The organism is Dickeya oryzae (assembly GCF_020406815.2).
Classification (GTDB): domain Bacteria; phylum Pseudomonadota; class Gammaproteobacteria; order Enterobacterales; family Enterobacteriaceae; genus Dickeya; species Dickeya oryzae.
Map to the genome: position 1 here is coordinate 2,236,622 of NZ_CP162670.1, position 17,410 is coordinate 2,254,031.

The window sequence follows — 17,410 nt, forward strand, 5'->3', positions numbered from 1 at the left end:
GCTGATGCTGCTGGAGACGGTATACGCTGGATTGCGTATCGGACATTTTTCCAGCCTCATGTTGCTGGTGGGGACAGCCTGTTATTGTCGGTTACTGTCACCCCGTACCTATCGCGCGCAGTTGGCATCGCGGTTGTATGGGGTGATGGTGATCGGTAGTCCTGTAGCCATGTTGACCGCTGTTGGCATTCTGGCGGCTCAGACTGGATTGATGAGCGGTGACTGGCGCAATATCGGTGATGTGAGTACCTGGTATGCCGTACTGGGTACCCGTTTCGGGATGCTATGGGTTTGGCAACCGGTGCTGGCGTTAATCACGTGTGCGACGGTGTTCTGGCACCGCAGTGGATGGCTCACGGGCATGCTGGTGTCTGGCGTAGCCCAACTCTGTGGTATGGCGTGGGTAGGTCACGCGGCGATGTTGGAGGGCTGGCCCGGGATGGTGCATGGCCTGAGCCAGACGGTACACTTGCTGTCGGTAACCTTTTGGGTCGGTGGGCTAGTGCCTTTACTGCCAGTATTGCGGGATGCGCAGCGGGTGTCGTTACGCGAGGATGCCATCCTGACGATGATGCGCTTTTCTCGTTTCGGTCATCTGGCCGTTGCGCTGGCAATCCTGACCGGTCTGGTGAATGCCCGATTGATTCTCGGCTGGCCGTTGCCACCGTTCGGGGTGTATAGCACGTTGCTGGCGGTGAAGGTTTTGCTGGTCGCTGCTATGGTGTTGTTGGCGTTATTCAATCGTTACTGGGTAGTGCCGCGCTTTCAGCATGCTGGGCATGCTGCTTACAGTTATTTTCTTCGGTTGACGATGGCAGAACTGTCGTTGTCTGTTCTGGTGGTTGGGCTGGTCAGTGTTCTGGCGACATTGTCTCCGGCATGAGTGCACCGGTGGGGGAAGGGGAATGTGCCGGTGTCGGGCATATTATGCAGGCAAGCATACTGACTTTATTTTTAACAAATATAGATTTTTAATAACCCCAGATTTTTAATAAACCCAGAATGCTTAATAAAATCAGTTAATGAAAATAATTATCAAAGCGATTTTCTAATCATGGAAATAATGAAAATTATTCTCATAACTAAATGATAATGCATTGAAGTTATAAAGATTTATTGCAATTTTGTGTTAACGAAATGTTTTAAATTCCACCCTTTACAGGCATAATAAGAAAATCAGTCACCTGCCAGTAAAATAAGGAACGGCCATGTTAAAGAACGAAATGATTCAGAAGCTGAATGAACAGCTTAATCTTGAATTTTACTCCGCCAATTTATATCTGCAGATGAGCGCCTGGTGTGGCGATAAAGGTTTTGAAGGTGCGTCGATTTTCCTGAAATCACATTCCCGTGAAGAGATGGATCATATGCAACGCCTGTTCGATTATCTGAACGACACCGGCAGCATGCCACAATTGGGCGCGATTGCCGCACCGCCGATCGAGTTTGATTCGTTGCAGGATGTCTTCAAACTGACCTATGAGCACGAGCAGTTGATTACCCAAAAAATCAATGAACTGGCTCATTCAGCTATGACGTTGCAGGACTATTCCACCTTTAATTTCCTGCAGTGGTATGTGGCGGAACAGCACGAAGAAGAAAAACTGTTCAAGTCCATTCTCGACAAGCTGGGTATGGTGAATGCACAGGAAGGTGGGTTGTTCTTTATTGATCAGGATTTGAAAAAAATGGCGGCCTCGGTAACCCCATCTGCCTGATATGAGTCGGGTAATAGTTTCCCTATTACCCGTTCTTTTTTTACCCATTCCCCTTGCGATGCTCTTGCCAGACCTTCCTCATCCCACGTCGTATCAAATACGCTATAACTCCTGTTGTGTTTAAGGTCTTATCGACGTGGTGTTTATCGTTCAGTCGTTTTCAACCGTCATAATGGTATACCCCATCCGTGGGGCCGGGGTTAGCGTCTTAAAATACGGTTTCCAGTGAATCGGTTACACAGTAATGATCATCCACCAATGGCAGGTAGCGCCATTTATCAAATGCCGTACAAGGGTGGGAAATGCCGCATCCCACCCAGTCTCCGGGCTGTAACCGTTCTGCGTCTGGCAGACTAAGGTACGCGTGCTGATCGTTCACTTCCGTGATGCGTAATTGTGTCGCCGTGCGGGCGGCACTGCCGTCTGCCTGGCGGATCCATAACGGAATAGGTAAATCTTGATCGAATGGTACATCACGCCGTCCAAAATCGAGAAATGCCAGTCCAGGCTCTGGACGCGACAACACGCGTCCCCAGATTTCCAGTGCGGCAGTGAAATGATAGTGGCTACCGGGCTGGGCGAATGGCGCGATACGTGCATAGAGGCCGTTGTCATGCGCCATGTAGGCACCGGAGCGGATCAACGGGATAATCGGTAATGGTAAGCGGGCGCTAGTTAAACTGTCAGTGACCACATCAAACCAGGCCCCGCCACCGGCGCTAAGAATAATACTGTCGCTGCTGAATAAATGCTTCTCCGCCAGTTGTGTCGCGGTGGCGATCAACATGTCGCAATAGTCTTTCACTCGTGCGATACCGTGAGCATCACGCCCGGCACCCAATGCCCCTTCATAGCCCGATACACCAACCAACTGTAACGATGGGCTTGCCGCGATGGCGTCAGCAATCATCACCGCGTCCTGGCGTGTTCGACAACCGGTGCGACCGCCGCTGACTGACATCTCCAGCAACACCGAGATACGGGTATTACCAAGATGCTGCTCCAGCAATTTTACCCCGTGCAGTGAATCGACGTAGCAGAGGAAACCATGGTCGGGGTGCTGTTGTTGCCATTGCGCTATCCAGCGGATACCGGCAGGGTCAACCAATTGATTAGCCAGAAACACGTTACGAATGCCGAAGTGACGCAGTGCACGCACTTGTGCAGGCGTCGCGGCGCTAATGCCCCATGCGCCACCTTCGGTAATCGCCCGGCGCAAAACAGTCGCAGACATGGATGTCTTACCGTGGGCTGCCAGCATTACGCCTCGCTCGCGGCAGAAGGTCGCCAACTGGCGCAAGTTGTTCTCCAGAGCGGACTGCTTCATCAACATCAACGGAGAGAACACTTTTTCACTGCTCAACACTGGCGTTCCGACAGGTAAGTATTCCGTACCGCTACCGGCAACAGATTTAAAACGCGGTGCGGTGTGCGGCGCATCCAGTAGGCCATCTGCCTGCAACGGAAAGTGAATCGACATGTCGCCTCCTGTTAATGTTCAAGTACGCGGGATAAAAACTGTTGAGTCCGTGGATTTTGCGGATGCACGAAAATCTGCTCGGGTGAGCCTTGCTCGGCGATGATGCCTTGATCCATAAACACCACACGGTCAGCCGTTTTGCGTGCGAAGCCCATTTCGTGGGTCACCACCACCATCGTCATGCCGTCACGTGCCAGACTGCGCATGACTTCCATTACTTCGCCGACCAGTTCAGGGTCGAGTGCGGAAGTAGCTTCATCAAAGAACATAATTCTGGGTTCAACAGCCAATGCTCGCGCGATGGCAACCCGCTGCTGTTGCCCACCGGATAACTGCGCAGGATAGTGGTGTGCGCGTTCCGCCAGCCCGACACGTTCCAGTGCCGCCATACCGCGTTTAGTGGCCTCGGCTTCAGACAGTTTTTGAGCCTTTATTAGCGCTAAGGTCACGTTGCCGAGTGCCGTTTTGTGTGGGAAAAGATTAAATTGCTGGAATACCATACCAACATGGCCGCAGATTTCATGGCTGCGGTTGGCATCGTGCAGTGGCACGTCATTGACCCAAATCTCGCCGCTGTCGGCACTTTCCAGCCCGCTCATAATGCGCAATACGGTGCTTTTGCCGGAACCGGACGCGCCAATCAGCACCAATACTTCACCTGGTGAGACGTCAAGACTGATGGCTTTCAACACCTGGGTGGTGCCAAATGATTTGGAAATACGGCTCAGTGTAATGGCGGATTTGCTCATGATAACTGGCTCCTGGCCTGGTGATGTTGAACCCAACGGGAAAGCGGAAAACAAACGGCGAAATAGAGCAGGGCGACCAGCCCATAAATGATGACCGGCTGGCCGATGCGATCGACAATTGCCTGCCCCTGATGCATCAGTTCTGACATGCCAATCATGCTGACTATTGAGGTATCCTTAATTAGCGACAGGTATTGCCCAGTCAGAGGGGGCAGCACGATGCCACGAGTCTGGGGTAGGATCACACTGAGAAAGGTCTGGCGTTTGGATAACCCTAAAATCCATGACACTTCCCATTGCCCTTTGGGAACCGCTTCAATGCCAGCGCGAAACACTTCCGCGATGTAAGCGCCCTGATAAATACTCAGCCCCAGGATCCCGGCGGCGAACAAGTTAATGTCGTATCCAAAATACGCTACGCCAAAGTAGATAAACATCAGCGTAATGAGTACGGGGGTACCGCGAAACAGCTCGATGTATAGCAGGGCGAGTTGCCGGGCGATAGGCAATCGGCTGGTGCGTAGCACCGCTGCCAGCAGGCCAAGCAACGTACTACCAATAATTGCGGCTACCGAGAGCATTAGCGTGGTACCCAGACCGGTTAACAGCAACGGCAGAGCACTGATGATGATGTCGTTCATAGCGCATTCTCCCGTTTTGGCAGCGAATTAATCAGCCATCGTCTTATCAGCCCGGCGGCGGGCTTTTTTACCGGTGTGACCAGCGGCGGATTGAACAGACGCCGTCCTGCCAGATGACCTAACCATGAAAACAGATTGCTGAGCAGTAAGTAAATCACCGTCACGATGCTGAAGGTCTGGATATACAGCAATGTGCGGGCGTTGATGACGGTTGCCGTACCTGTCAGTTCCGGCAGGGCAATGGCGGATAACAACGAGGTGCCTAACAGTAATTGGATCAGGTTGTTGATAATCGCGGGCCATACAGCGCGTGTGGCCTGGGGCAGTATCACGCTCAGGAAAATGTGTCGGCGTGAAATACCCAGGATCCAGGCGGCTTCCAATTGGCCTTTAGGTACCGATTGAATCCCGGCCCGAAAGGTTTCCGATAAATAGGCACCGACATTAATGCCCAATGCCAGAATCCCTGCTGTTGTTGCACTCATGGTGATGCCGAGTGAGGGCAGGCCGAAGAAAATAATGAAAATTTGTAATAGCACTGGCGTGTTACGAATGAATTCCACATAGCAGTGGCTCAGCCAGCGTACCAGCGTCAGCGATGAGGCCTTTGCCAGCGCCGCTAATAGCCCAAGCGCTATTGCCAGTGCAAAAGCCAGCAGAGTGACCTGCAGTGTTAGCCAGGTGGCCGTAAGAAACGTACCACCGTAGTGCCACAGGGTTAGCCATTGATAATTCATGGTTCTACTCCTTTGAGTGGCGCAACAGGAATGTTGCGCCACTCGCGGTCAATATTGTGGGTTCAGTGGGTAGCGGGGTTTACTGCCAAACCATTTTTGATATAGCGAAGCGTTTTGGCCGGACGCATTACTCTCAAACAGGAATTCATTCAGGTAATTCAGCCAGACCTGGTCGCCTTGCTTCACACCGAATGCGTTGTATTCCAGCGGAACCAATGCTTCATTGGTGACCGTCAGTGTTGAGTCGAGCTTACTTTGATAGGCGAGGAAATTATTATCTTCGATCATCGCATCAGCCTGACCCTGTTTCACCGCCAGAATGGCCGCCTGGGATGAGTCGTATTCCTGAATCTTGACATCGATACCGAGATTGCGCACTTCGTCGCCGTTTGTTGACCCTTTCACTGTGGCGATGGTTTTGCCCGCCATATCATGAGCGGACTGAATTCCGCTGTTCTTACGCACCAGCATGGCTTCGCTTGCCACGACATACGGGGCGGTGAAACTGATTTCTTTGGCGCGTTCCAGGTTGCGGGTGAAGTTACAAAATACGACATCCACTTTATTGGTCTGCAGGTTAGGAATGCGGTTCGCACTGGTGGTGTTGACCATCTCCAGCTTGACTCCCATCGCTTTTGCCAGTGCTTTGGCCAAATCCACATCGTACCCATCAGGGTTACCCGCCTGATCATAAAAGCCGAAGGGCGCGAAGCTCAGACAATCACCGACGCGTAGCGTCCCACGTTGCAAAACGGTTTGAAGGGCAGACTGCGGCGCAGCGTTGTCAGCCTTCTTCTCATCGGTAGGCGTACAGCCTGCCAGGGTCAACAACACCAGCGCGCTGGCAAAGAGCCTGGTGTTTATTTTTAGCGATGTTGTATTCATTTTATGCTCTCTTATTGAATGGAGATGATATGAAAACCGTTATTTTGCAGAAAAGTGAAAAACGCTTATTAATAACAGGCACCCTGGTTTTGACGCGTAAAATGAAAATAATTAGCCTGTTTTTAGCATGGATTTAATTACTTGCGATCGGCACGAAAGCATTTCATATCCACTTCCACTTTGCAGTCGACGACCAAATCCTGCACGCTGCAAATTCGTGCGGGAGGATGGCCGTTAAATATTTCACTGAATACTTTATTAAATGAACTGAAGTAACGGGCGTCGGTTAATACTGCTGTGACGTGGACGACATCTTCCACACGGTAACCCGCTTCACGCATGATAGTCAGGCAATTATCGAACGCTAATTGCGTTTGCTCGATGATGCCACCTTCCACCACTTCGCCATTGCGCATGGGCGTTTGACCGGAGATATACAGCCATCCATCGGCTTCAACGGCCCGTGCGAATGGCAGTTTTTGCCCGCCAGTCCCCGTCCCACCCTCAATGCCGTAGCGTTTGATCGTCATGCCACCTGCTCCTTATTCATGATAACTCGGGTATTGTGTTGTCTGTATCTTTGTCCGATATATCAGACTTAAATCTGTAATACCGGATAGCGCAAGATTTGCACAGGATTTTTATTTTTGCAATATAGGGATCCGTATTTAATTTCTAATCCTGCTGACAGGATCCCAAAAATAAGAGAAACGAATATCAGTTTTAGGGATTAAAACATCGGCAGTATTGATATTTTTAACCCTGCTATTATTTATTGCGCCAACATGGGGCACTAAAATGGAGCGCAGGTATTATCGGTATCCAGAGTAAAAAATTATTTTATCGAGATGGGTTAACGAGGTCTGGCAGTGTATGATCCTTTCTTTTTTCAGCGTATTTATCATTGCATGATTGCAACAGGAGAATGTGCCTATGTCTGACGAGAAAACGTCACGGGCGCGCGGTGTGGACCGGGTCATCGAGATTTTTCGCCAACTGCATATTTCCAGAAAACCCATGGCCATGCGTGATTTGATTGACGCGACAGGTGCTCCCCGTTCCAGCGTTTATGAACTGGTGAGCCTGCTCAGTGAGGCTGGCTTGCTGGAACTGGATGCTGATGGTGCCGTGTTCTTCGGTCGTGAGATGCACTACTATGGTGCGGACTACATGGCGCACAATGATTTGATTCGTCGTGCGCACCAGCTCATGGTGGAACTCGTTGCGCGTCATGGTGAAACCGTGCAGCTCTGCATGCTGGAAGGGAATAAATACACCGTCGTGCTATCGGAAAGTAACGCACATCCCTTCAAGATAACCTCGGATATCGGTGTCCGCGTTCCCATTCCGTGGACGGCGACGGGGCGGTTGCTACTGAGCAATTGGTCAGACAGTGCCATTCTTGAGCTGATCCCTGAAGAGGATTATCGTCTGGCGAATGGAACCGTTCTGGATAAACAGGCGTTTCTTGATGATATTCATCGGGCAGGGCTGCAAGGGTATTGCCAGACGGAAGGGCTATCGGAAAGTTTTACCTGTTGCATGGCCGCCCCGATTCGCTCACGCAGTGGTCAGGCGGTAGCGGCTGTCTGCTTTATGGTTAGCCGCGATACACCGCCAGAGCGCCGTAAAATGCTCTTGGAAGAGTTGATTGTTTCCGGGCAGAAGCTGTCTGATTTCACCTGACGTGATTTCCTGGGATGGGGAGTTATGGCGCAGCGGTAATATCCACGTGTGGGAAGAATGAATACGATTACCGCAGACATTCATTGAATGCCTGCGGTAATGCAATTATCAGTTTCCATATAATTATATTTTGGGGTGAGGATTGCTACTGAAGTGATGATGGATAAATGAAATAAGAATGAAAATCAATGTAGATGCAATAACAACAAAAATGCTCGTTACATCATCTGTTTTTATTTTTCTATTTCTTATTTTTAAGAGTGCTATTTCTTATTTAAGAGCACGCTCATGATTTTTTATTGTCATTAATTTTTTAATCAATATTTCTCTGGTTTATTTTTGAAAAATGGGCGTGCCCTGCTAGTCTTTATTAATGCGTGGTTATAAAAACACCACGAAAAAATGCTAATAAATAAAATGATTAATACGGGCAAGTAACAATAGAGGACAATATCATGAGACAAGTACAAAAAATCACGGTAAATAATAAAGGTGCGTATGTCTTTAATTTTTCAGTTCAATGGCTGGGAAGTGACGGTAAGTGGAATACTACTGAATGGAACAGCGGCAACTACCCGGTAGCGCAATCCCGAACCACACCCCCGCTTGATGAGATTGGTGTACCGGCTGATGCACTGGCTGTTACACCGTATGGACATGCTGTACTTGGTTCGTCTGGACAGGGGCATGCGTTTGTTGCCCTGGCAAAGAACGGACAGATCGCAACCTATGACGCTGTTGGTACGACTATTATTGGGTTTGATATTCAGTTGATTGAATAGCCGATAATGGCTTCTATGGTTTGACGTTGTCATAAACCATTATGACAAAAATAAATCAGCCGATACTTGAATTACCTGGCTTGTACTCATGTATTGGTTCACCCTCTGGAGGAATTTAGGCTGATAGTAACGCTACGGTCGTATATTTTTAATCGAATGCTATTCTACGTGTAATGGTATCCGCTTTCGTGGAGGTCCCGGCATATCTCGGTATTTACTGTGTCGGGGCCTTTTATTGTTCCTACACCAGAGATTTATTGTTGAGTGATTTTCATTCGTGCTAAGCATTACTGGAATTGATGAGTATTCTTGGGCATCGTTGTGGTACAACAAGAGCTTTTATAACGATAGGAGAATAGCGCTCCTATCTTACGTAGGGAGATAGTCTTTACAGCGGCTATATGCTGAAGATTTGGATGCGTTTTTTTTAAAAGCAACCACGTGAAGACAGTGAGGTATGAGATGGATTACGGTAAAATAGCAGTTTCTGTTGTTGAGAAATACAAGCCAGGGCAGGATATTCGGCAATGCTGGGAATGTGAATTGGTAGGTGTTACTGATAAAGAAGCATCTATAAAAAAAGCTGCCCATTATCAGCATTCCTGGGGCTTTGTGAAGACGGATATATAAAAGGAATACCTAAAGGGAAATATACGAAAAGCTACAAAAATAAGAAATACGCTGTGGTTGCTGCTGATATTGTTCTGGCTAGTGATAATATAAATCACGATCCAGATATGTTATGGCAGAAACTTAAAGAGTATATTCCTGATAGATGTGATACTCCAAACTCTCAAGTGAATATTGTCTTGGCACTGAAAGAAGCGAGTTTTTTACAGAAGCCGGAATGACGTTAATAATATCTCATTGATTTTTAAGTTTGATTAAGATGTATTGCTAATCAACACGATCCGTTAAGTGTTTACATCGATCGTGTGAATTCAGATTTTTTAGGGTTTTTAACTCAGTAAAATAAAAAAAAGACCGAACACGATTCCTGTGGCCGGTCTAGGGAAATGGCTCTTGGGAGAGAGCCGTGCGCTAAAAGTTGGCATTTGTTGCAAGTTGCATCACAACCTGCTCTTTAAGCGTAGACGACCCCTCTCTGTTTTCCAGTCTGGCACGCGCTTTGGCGGTCAATTCCGAAACAATCTGTACACTTTGTGACAACCAACGCAAACCTGCATATTGACGATCCACTCGCTTTTCTGTCGTGCTATATGTGCTACTGGCACAGGCGTTGTGCCCGGTCAATAAAGGGTTGCAGACTCATTTTTTGCCCTGGATTTTTCGGGTCATCCAGAAGGATGGTTTCCAACGGGCTGGCGTTTACCTTACCGGTGCTGACTTGTTCACGAGCGATGTCGTTAAGTGGATACTGAACCAGCGTGCTGGGGTTAATCACGTACATCGCGTGGTCAGCCCGGCAGATCAACTGAACCTCTTCACGATTAAATGCCCAATTTGCGCCATATTCCAGCTTACTTAAATTTGCCAGCTGCGTGGCAGCTAATGCCTGCGCCGACAGGGCCGAGATAATCAGTGGCAGTACTACTTTTTTCATCGTGATATTCCATGTAAAGCGCACCCTGACCGGAGGTCACCTCAGGCATACTGTCGGGTGCTGGATTCGCTATGGTTAAGGCGTGAGATAAACCAGTATGACTGAAGCCGTGATCATAACGGCCTGCTTTGATGAAGTCGAGCTAACGGCGTAGCGAGTGCAACTGATGCGAAGGTAAGCGCCAGGTTGCTCAAGATTAAGGATAAAATGTGGAGACCGAGTAGCGGTTAAGGTACCGTTGAGGTCAATCCTGAGATGTTGCAATGGGAAACAACCATCAACGGGATTACACATAATGAAAAAAATCATTGCCGCGGCTGCGCTGTCGGTCGCGTTGGTTGGCTGTGCGAATCAGTCAGCCTCTATGCGGATGGCCGCTGAAACGGCGGATTATGGAACATTACCGGCAGATTATAAAAAACAGATTTACAGCTATTGCAGCTTTGCGCTGAAAGACCCGTATAGCGCGCATTATTCATTCATGGCGCCATACAAAGGTTATTTGGAAAAGGACTCATTCACATCAAAGAATAAAGTCACATTTGGCTGGGTAGTCCCGGTGGTGATCAATGCGAAGAATGGGTTCGGTGCCTATATGGGGAAACATAAGATGTTGTTTGTGTTCTCTGAGGGGAAAATTAAAGACTCGTCATTCAACAAATCGTTCGGCAAGGTGGTACCGGTTATTTAAATGTTTGCTGGGTTGATGAAATATCGGGCCGTACAGCAGAAAAGGGTAGGGATAACAGGGGAAGCAGCCAGCGTGTAACACGCTGGCTGATGTAGGTCTGGTTAATTGTTGACGGTTTGTTTGTGAAAGATTTCGCGAAAGACGGGGTAAATATCATCCTGATCGCGAATATGCTGCATGGCAAAATTATCAAAATTCTCCCGCAGCACTTCATATTCCCGCCACAGCGTTTGGTGAGATCGGCGGGTTATCTCTATATAGCTGTAGTAACGCACCACCGGCAGCAGGCGGGTGGCCAGTAACTCACGACAGAGCGGCGAATCGTCCGCCCAGTTATCGCCATCGGAAGCCTGCGCGGCATAAATATTCCACTGCGCGGGGTTATAACGTTCTTTGACGACATCCTCCATTAATTTCAGGGCGCTGGAGACAATCGTGCCACCGGTTTCCTGAGAGTAGAAGAATTCCTGCTCATCCACTTCCTTGGCCTGTGTATGGTGGCGGATGTACACCACCTCCACATTTTTGTAGGTTCGACTCAGGAACAGATACAACAGGATGTAAAAACGTTTGGCGATGTCCTTGGTGGCCTGGTCCATAGAACCAGAGACATCCATCAGACAGAACATCACCGCCTGGCTCGACGGTTCCGGTCGGCGTTCGTAATTCTTGTAACGCAGATCGAAGGTGTCGATAAACGGCACACTGGCGATACGCTGGCGTAACTCGGCGATTTCCTGACGCAGCCGCTCCTCCTCCAGCAGCTGAGCCGGTTCCGTGTTTTCCAGCAATGCCAGGTCTTCCTCTCGCTGGTGCAGCTCGCGCCGTTTACCGGCGGTCATCGCCATACGGCGGGCCAGCGAGTTTTGCAGTGAGCGCACCACGCTGATATTGGCGGGGACGCCATTGGCGGTGTACCCAGCACGATGGGTTTTGTACTCGTTCAGTTGCCGATGCTCGGTTTTTTTCAGGTTCGGCAGCGCCAGATCTTCGAACAGCAGGTCAAGATATTCATCTTTGGATATCTGGAACACGAAATCATCCTGACCCTCACCGTCCTGCCCGGCATCCCCCTGGCCTGAGCCGCTACCGCCGCCACCACCTTGAGGGCGCTCGATCTTGTCGTTCTCGACAAAGTGATCGTTACCGGGGTGTACCCGGTGACGAACCCCGCCACGCCCCTGATGGAACATCGGTTCACTGATATCCGAGTTGGGGATCGAGATAGACTCCCCATTTTCCACGTCGGTGACCGAACGCTTGTTGATGGCCCCGGCAATCGACTGCTTTATTTGCGACTTGTAACGGCGCAAAAAACGCTGGCGGTTAACCGCGCTTTTGTTCTTGCCGTTCAAGCGCCGATCAATGAAATAGGCCATGTTTCCCCCAAACGACATGCCTGTCGATGTCCGGCATCAGGATGACTTCCTCACGCGCAGGTACCATTCGCACAGCAAACGCACCTGTTTGCGGGTGTAGCCTTTTTCCATCATGCGATCGACAAAGTCGTCGTGTTTTTTCTGCTCTTCCGTCGATGTTTTGGTGTTAAACGAAATCACCGGCAGCAGCTCTTCGGTATTGGAGAACATCTTTTTCTCAATGACCGTGCGCAGTTTTTCATAGCTGGTCCAGTTCGGATTACGGCCGCTGTTGCTGGCGCGGGCGCGTAATACAAAGTTGACGATCTCGTTGCGGAAGTCTTTCGGGTTACTGATACCCGCCGGTTTTTCGATTTTCTCCAGTTCAGCGTTAAGTGATTCACGATCAAACAACTGACCGGTATCCGGGTCACGGTATTCCTGATCCTGAATCCAGAAGTCGGCATAGGTCACATAGCGATCAAAGATGTTTTGACCGTATTCCGAGTAGGACTCAAGGTAGGCCGTCTGTATTTCCTTACCGATGAATTCGGCGTACTTCGGAATCAGGTAGCCTTTCAGGTGTTCCAGGTATTTCTCCGCGATATCCTGTGGAAACTGTTCCCGCTCAATTTGCTGTTCCAGCACATAGAACAGGTGAACCGGGTTGGCCGCCACTTCGCTGTGATCAAAGTTGAACACGCGCGAGAGGATCTTAAAGGCAAAGCGGGTGGAAAGCCCTTTCATGCCTTCATCGACACCCGCGTAATCACGATACTCCTGATACGACTTGGCTTTCGGGTCGGTATCCTTCAGGCTTTCACCATCGTATACCCGCATTTTTGAGTAGATACTGGAGTTTTCTGGATCTTTGAGCCGCGACAAAATGGAGAAGCGGGCCAGTGTTTCCAGCGTGCCGGGGGCGCAGGGGGCGCGACTCAGCTCACTGTTTATCAACAACTTGTCATAAATTCTGACTTCTTCGGAAACCCGCAGGCAATAAGGCACTTTGACGATGTAGACACGGTCGAGAAAAGCCTCGTTATTTTTGTTGTTACGGAATTGCACCCATTCAGATTCGTTAGAGTGGGCGAGGATAATCCCGTTAAACGGCAGCGCGGCAATACCTTCGGTACCGTTATAGTTACCTTCCTGTGTGGCGGTCAGTAAGGGGTGAAGCACTTTGATCGGTGCTTTAAACATTTCCACGAATTCCATCACGCCTTGGTTGGCACGGCACAGTGCGCCGGAGTAGCCATAAGCGTCCGGGTCGTTTTGTGCGAAATGCTCCAGCTTGCGGATGTCTACTTTACCGACCAGCGCTGAAATATCCTGGTTGTTTTCATCACCCGGCTCGGTTTTGGCAATAGCCAGTTGGGCCAGGATAGAAGGCCAGACTTTGACGACACGGAACTTGGTGATGTCACCACCGAATTCCTGAAGGCGCTTGGCCGCCCAGGGAGACATAATAGTGCCCAGATAGCGGCGTGGAACGCCGTATTCTTTCTCCAGGATTGACGCATCTTCTTGCGGGTTGAACAAGCACAGCGGATGGTCGTTGACCGGACTACGCTCGCCGTTGGCGCTCAGGATATAAATAGGAACACGCTGCATCAGTGCTTTCAGTCGTTCAGCCAGCGAGGACTTACCGCCGCCGACCGGGCCCAGCAGATAGAGGATTTGTTTCTTCTCTTCAAGCCCTTGCGCGGCATGTTTCAGATAGGAAACGATTTGTTCAATGGCTTCTTCCATGCCATAGAACTCTTCGAACGCAGGGTAGCGGGCAATTACCCGGTTGGAAAACAAACGAGACAGACGTGGTTCCTGGGCAGTGTCTACCATAACCGGTTCACCGATAGCCATTAACAATCGCTCAGCGGCGTTCGCATACGCACTGCGGTCTTGCTGGCAGATGGTAAGGAACTCTTGCAGAGTGAACTCTTCGTCTTTGGCAGCGTCGTAACGCTGACGATAATGATCAAATATGTTCATAGCGTTGCCCGTCCTTCGTCGATTAACACAGAGTAAGAGAGCGAATGGTATGTATAAAGCCTATGTAATGGATGGCTCTCCCGGAAGAAGATCTCATACTGGAATACAGCAACCCTTATGCCAACTTGGCTGGCAATGGGTCAGTGGATAACTGGCACCCGGCTGTAGTCAGCGGAAATCCTCTGCCTTGTTTAAAGCGTAGTTTGCATCCATAAATTTGCCTCTATTCTTGCGTCGCATTTTTAAGATATTTCAATGACTCACTTCGGCATGAAGGCGTAAAGCTGGCTTTTTTATCCGCCAACGCAGACCCGATGCGGGGTGATGGTTGGCAGACGAAATCGTTATAACTTATGTATCTTTCACATTAATGTGATGTATGTAGGACTCCGGCGCTGCTATGCTGCCGAATGCGATCAAATGTGTAACATCGAAGGAGCGCGACGACCGTGAAAAAACACGTATTCACTTTCTTAACGGCGATACTGGCTGGCGCTGTTACGACTGGCACCGCACTGGCGGACGAGTTCTCGCTGGGTGTGGGGGCGGTTGGTGGAACAGCACTATACCGTGGCGATAGCGGGCATGTTTATCCTTTCCCAATGGTGAACTATGACGGCGAGAATTTTTATCTGCGTGGTCTGCAAGGTGGGTATTACCTGTGGAATGACGCGCAGAACAAGCTATCACTAACCGCCTATTACAATCCTTTCGGCTTTAGACCGGGAGACAGCAACGACAGTCAGATGAAGCAGCTCGACCGGCGACGTGGCACGTTGATGGCGGGGCTGGCGTATCGTTACGACGCGCAGTGGGGGACGTTGCGCACGGTTTTCGCTGGCGACACGTTGGACTACAGCAACGGTCTGGTGTGGGATTCCGCCTACCTCTATCGTTTTAATGACGGTAACTGGAGCCTGACGCCGGGAGTGGGGATTACCTGGTCGAGCGAGAACCAGAACCGCTACTACTATGGCGTGACGGGCGATGAAGCGGCACGCTCAGGATTACGCAATTACCAACCGAACGATGGCTGGTCGCCCTACGTCGAGTTGAGTGCGGGTTATCAAATCAATGCCAACTGGAGTTCCTGGTTGAGCGGGCGTTATATCCGCTTGTCTGATGACGTGAAAGACAGCCCGATGGTCGATAAAAGCTATACCCTGATGCTGGGCGGTGGTGTCAGTTATCGCTTCTGACATGCTGCGCTCGCGCATTGTGCATTGGCTGCACAAAAATGGGGTGTATTCACCCCATTTGCACATTAATGGCGCAGCCAAGGTTTGTTACCCTGAGCGCAGGAGGGTAAGAATATGCTAAAGCAGGTGGTATTCCCAGAGGGGGAAACGGTTCCCGCGATAGGTCAGGGAACCTGGTTTATGGGCGAGAGTGCACAGCGACGACGTGCGGAAGTCAGTGCGCTACAGGCGGGTATTGATCTGGGCATGACGCTGATCGATACGGCGGAAATGTATGCGGATGGTGGCGCGGAAGAGGTCGTCGGGGAGGCGCTGCGTGGCCGTCGTGATCAGGTTTATCTGGTTTCCAAGGTGTATCCGCATAATGCCGGTGGTGAGCGGGCGATTGTCGCTTGCGAACGCAGTCTGAAACGTTTGAAAACTGATTATATCGACCTGTATTTACTGCACTGGCGTGGCGGGATTCCGTTGACCGATACCATTACCGCGATGGAGCGCTTGCAGCAGGCTGGCAAAATTGGGCGCTGGGGTGTCTCTAATCTGGATACGCGGGATATGGTTGAACTGTGGTCATGTCAGAGAGGCAATCAGTGCCAGACCAATCAGGTGCTGTATCATCTGGCTTCACGCGGTATCGAATATGATTTACTGCCCTGGTGTCAGCAGCGCCAACTTCCGGTGATGGCGTACTGCCCGTTGGCTCAGGCCGGGCAATTACGACATGATTTATTGACTCATCCGGCGGTCGTGCAGGTTGCTCACCAGCAGGCGCTGACACCCGCGCAGGTGCTGCTGGCCTGGGTGGTTCGCCAGCCTGGCGTTATCGCTATTCCCAAAGCCAGTACACTGGCGCATGTCAACGAAAACGCCGCTGCACTTGATGTGACGTTGTCACCTGAGCAGATAGCTATCCTCGATGAGGCTTATCCGGCGCCTCGTCACAAACAACCGCTCGATGTCGTATAAGCGGGATAACCCAAGCATGACTGGCTTTCGCCAGTCATGCTCAGCAGAAACAAGAACAACAGTAAAATTACTTCCGCAGACGAATTGTGGAGGTCAGGCGGGCGGGGGCTTGCGTGGTTGCCACAGCCGGTTGCGTCACGCGTGCCGTTTCAACACAAACAAACGTCTGGTAGCCGTCATCCGTCATATCGCTGATGGTGCGAGACAACTCTGCACCTGGGTTCCAGGCCACAACATCGCTGTGATGGGCGTGATGCACTTCAATGGTGCGTTGCAGTACCGGGTCTTCAATCAGGCTGACTGACGCCGGATGGGTATAGATACGATCGGTACGGGTGGCAAAGGTCAGGTCGCCTTGTTGGGTATCGGTTTTACCGTCGTTAACCTTATCGATAAAGGTCTCGCCCAGGCCGCTAATCTGAATTTTGCTGATGTCACCGATCTGGAAGTAGGTATGCAGCGCCGTGGTCAGGCTGTAGTCACCGTGGCATTCAAGTTCCATACGGCATTCTTGAGCCGTCAAATGGAAGCGAGCCAGAACGGTAAACGTATGTGGCCAGGCGGCGCGTGTCTGTTCGGAGTCACGTAACGTAAAGGCGAGGGTCACGCCATGGGCGTCTTCACTGTGCGAGGTGAATTCCCAGGCCAGCAGACGACCGAAGCCATGGTTGGGCTGCGCAGCCGGACCAAACCAAGGGAAACAAATAGGCACACCGCCGCGAATGGCCACACCGTTTTCAAATGGCGTGTTGTCGCTTAACCACAGCACCGGCTGTTCGTCAGTAGGCTGCCAGCTCAGCAGGTGAGCACCCTGTAAGGCAACGGCAGCACGAACCTGCGGATGATCTACCACAATCACCGGTAGTTGGCCCAGTTGACGTTGGCTTAGATGAGTGGTGATCGCATGAGTGATGGGAAGTGAATAAATGTTGTTGTTCATGGTATTGGTTTTGCCTTAGTGT

19 protein-coding genes are annotated in these 17,410 nt (G+C 50.4%); 9 read left to right on the plus strand and 10 right to left on the minus strand.

Annotation, left to right across the window (positions count from 1 at the left end; all coding sequences use genetic code 11):
- Positions 1–4: 4 nt before the first annotated feature.
- Entirely contained in the window at positions 5–883 is an 879-nt protein-coding gene (gene copD / locus LF929_RS09840; protein ID WP_226092565.1) for a copper homeostasis membrane protein CopD, read from the plus strand.
- A 325-nt stretch (positions 884–1,208) separates the two neighbouring features.
- On the plus strand, positions 1,209–1,718 hold the full coding sequence (gene ftnA, locus LF929_RS09845; protein ID WP_038908056.1) for a non-heme ferritin: 510 nt from the start codon (positions 1,209–1,211) through the stop codon (positions 1,716–1,718).
- A 208-nt stretch (positions 1,719–1,926) separates the two neighbouring features.
- Here ftnA and LF929_RS09850 read toward each other — a convergent pair whose 3' ends face one another.
- From LF929_RS09850 to LF929_RS09875, 6 genes are all read right to left on the minus strand, one after another.
- Entirely contained in the window at positions 1,927–3,198 is a 1,272-nt protein-coding gene (locus tag LF929_RS09850) for an alanine racemase (RefSeq protein ID WP_226092564.1), read from the minus strand.
- Positions 3,199–3,209: 11 nt separating this feature from the next.
- Positions 3,210–3,947: an amino acid ABC transporter ATP-binding protein gene (locus tag LF929_RS09855; protein WP_016941268.1), complete on the minus strand. Its 738-nt coding sequence runs from the start codon at positions 3,945–3,947 to the stop codon at positions 3,210–3,212.
- Positions 3,944–4,588 (minus strand): amino acid ABC transporter permease, encoded by a 645-nt coding sequence (locus LF929_RS09860; protein WP_038904453.1) that lies wholly within the window; start codon positions 4,586–4,588, stop codon positions 3,944–3,946. The genes LF929_RS09855 and LF929_RS09860 overlap by 4 nt, the downstream gene beginning before the upstream one ends.
- A complete protein-coding gene (locus tag LF929_RS09865; RefSeq protein WP_038904452.1) occupies positions 4,585–5,325 on the minus strand; it encodes an amino acid ABC transporter permease in 741 nt (246 codons plus the stop codon). The genes LF929_RS09860 and LF929_RS09865 overlap by 4 nt, the downstream gene beginning before the upstream one ends.
- 48 nt (positions 5,326–5,373) lie before the next feature.
- Entirely contained in the window at positions 5,374–6,210 is an 837-nt protein-coding gene (locus tag LF929_RS09870) for a transporter substrate-binding domain-containing protein (protein WP_226092563.1), read from the minus strand.
- A gap of 137 nt (positions 6,211–6,347) precedes the next feature.
- Positions 6,348–6,740, minus strand: coding sequence for a RidA family protein (locus LF929_RS09875; RefSeq protein ID WP_016941272.1), 393 nt, complete (start codon positions 6,738–6,740; stop codon positions 6,348–6,350).
- Between the two features lie 403 nt (positions 6,741–7,143).
- Here LF929_RS09875 and LF929_RS09880 point away from each other — a divergent pair, with 403 nt between their 5' ends.
- From LF929_RS09880 to LF929_RS09895, 4 genes are all read left to right on the plus strand, one after another.
- Positions 7,144–7,896, plus strand: a complete 753-nt coding sequence (locus LF929_RS09880; RefSeq protein ID WP_168365619.1) for an IclR family transcriptional regulator — start codon at positions 7,144–7,146, stop codon at positions 7,894–7,896.
- Positions 7,897–8,351: 455 nt separating this feature from the next.
- Positions 8,352–8,678: a hypothetical protein gene (locus tag LF929_RS09885; RefSeq protein WP_038908054.1), complete on the plus strand. Its 327-nt coding sequence runs from the start codon at positions 8,352–8,354 to the stop codon at positions 8,676–8,678.
- A 462-nt stretch (positions 8,679–9,140) separates the two neighbouring features.
- Positions 9,141–9,308 carry a hypothetical protein gene (locus LF929_RS09890; RefSeq protein WP_193744464.1) on the plus strand — a complete coding sequence of 56 codons (168 nt, stop codon included), beginning with the start codon at positions 9,141–9,143 and terminating at the stop codon, positions 9,306–9,308.
- 53 nt (positions 9,309–9,361) lie between these two features.
- Positions 9,362–9,529: a hypothetical protein gene (locus LF929_RS09895; protein WP_226092562.1), complete on the plus strand. Its 168-nt coding sequence runs from the start codon at positions 9,362–9,364 to the stop codon at positions 9,527–9,529.
- A gap of 374 nt (positions 9,530–9,903) precedes the next feature.
- Here the strand turns inward: LF929_RS09895 and LF929_RS09900 are convergent, their stop codons facing one another.
- Complete coding sequence (locus LF929_RS09900) at positions 9,904–10,242, minus strand: YebY family protein (RefSeq protein ID WP_038908052.1); 339 nt, start codon at positions 10,240–10,242, stop codon at positions 9,904–9,906.
- Between the two features lie 295 nt (positions 10,243–10,537).
- Between LF929_RS09900 and LF929_RS09905 the strand changes: the two genes are divergently transcribed.
- Positions 10,538–10,933 (plus strand): hypothetical protein, encoded by a 396-nt coding sequence (locus LF929_RS09905; RefSeq protein WP_016941276.1) that lies wholly within the window; start codon positions 10,538–10,540, stop codon positions 10,931–10,933.
- A 101-nt stretch (positions 10,934–11,034) separates the two neighbouring features.
- On the opposite strand, the gene LF929_RS09910 is transcribed toward LF929_RS09905, so the two are convergent.
- Both LF929_RS09910 and yeaG read right to left on the minus strand, forming a co-directional pair.
- The gene (locus LF929_RS09910; protein ID WP_038906357.1) at positions 11,035–12,312 is read right to left on the minus strand and encodes a YeaH/YhbH family protein; all 1,278 of its coding nucleotides are present in this window, start codon (positions 12,310–12,312) and stop codon (positions 11,035–11,037) included.
- 36 nt (positions 12,313–12,348) lie between these two features.
- On the minus strand, positions 12,349–14,283 hold the full coding sequence (yeaG, locus tag LF929_RS09915) for a protein kinase YeaG (RefSeq protein WP_038908051.1): 1,935 nt from the start codon (positions 14,281–14,283) through the stop codon (positions 12,349–12,351).
- 449 nt (positions 14,284–14,732) lie between these two features.
- On the opposite strand from yeaG, the gene LF929_RS09920 reads away from it, so the two are divergent.
- Complete coding sequence (locus LF929_RS09920; protein ID WP_038908050.1) at positions 14,733–15,482, plus strand: MipA/OmpV family protein; 750 nt, start codon at positions 14,733–14,735, stop codon at positions 15,480–15,482.
- A gap of 114 nt (positions 15,483–15,596) precedes the next feature.
- A complete protein-coding gene (locus LF929_RS09925; protein ID WP_226092561.1) occupies positions 15,597–16,448 on the plus strand; it encodes an aldo/keto reductase in 852 nt (283 codons plus the stop codon).
- 67 nt (positions 16,449–16,515) lie between these two features.
- Here LF929_RS09925 and LF929_RS09930 read toward each other — a convergent pair whose 3' ends face one another.
- A complete protein-coding gene (locus LF929_RS09930) occupies positions 16,516–17,388 on the minus strand; it encodes a D-hexose-6-phosphate mutarotase (protein ID WP_210176770.1) in 873 nt (290 codons plus the stop codon).
- Between the last annotated feature and the right edge of the window lie 22 nt (positions 17,389–17,410).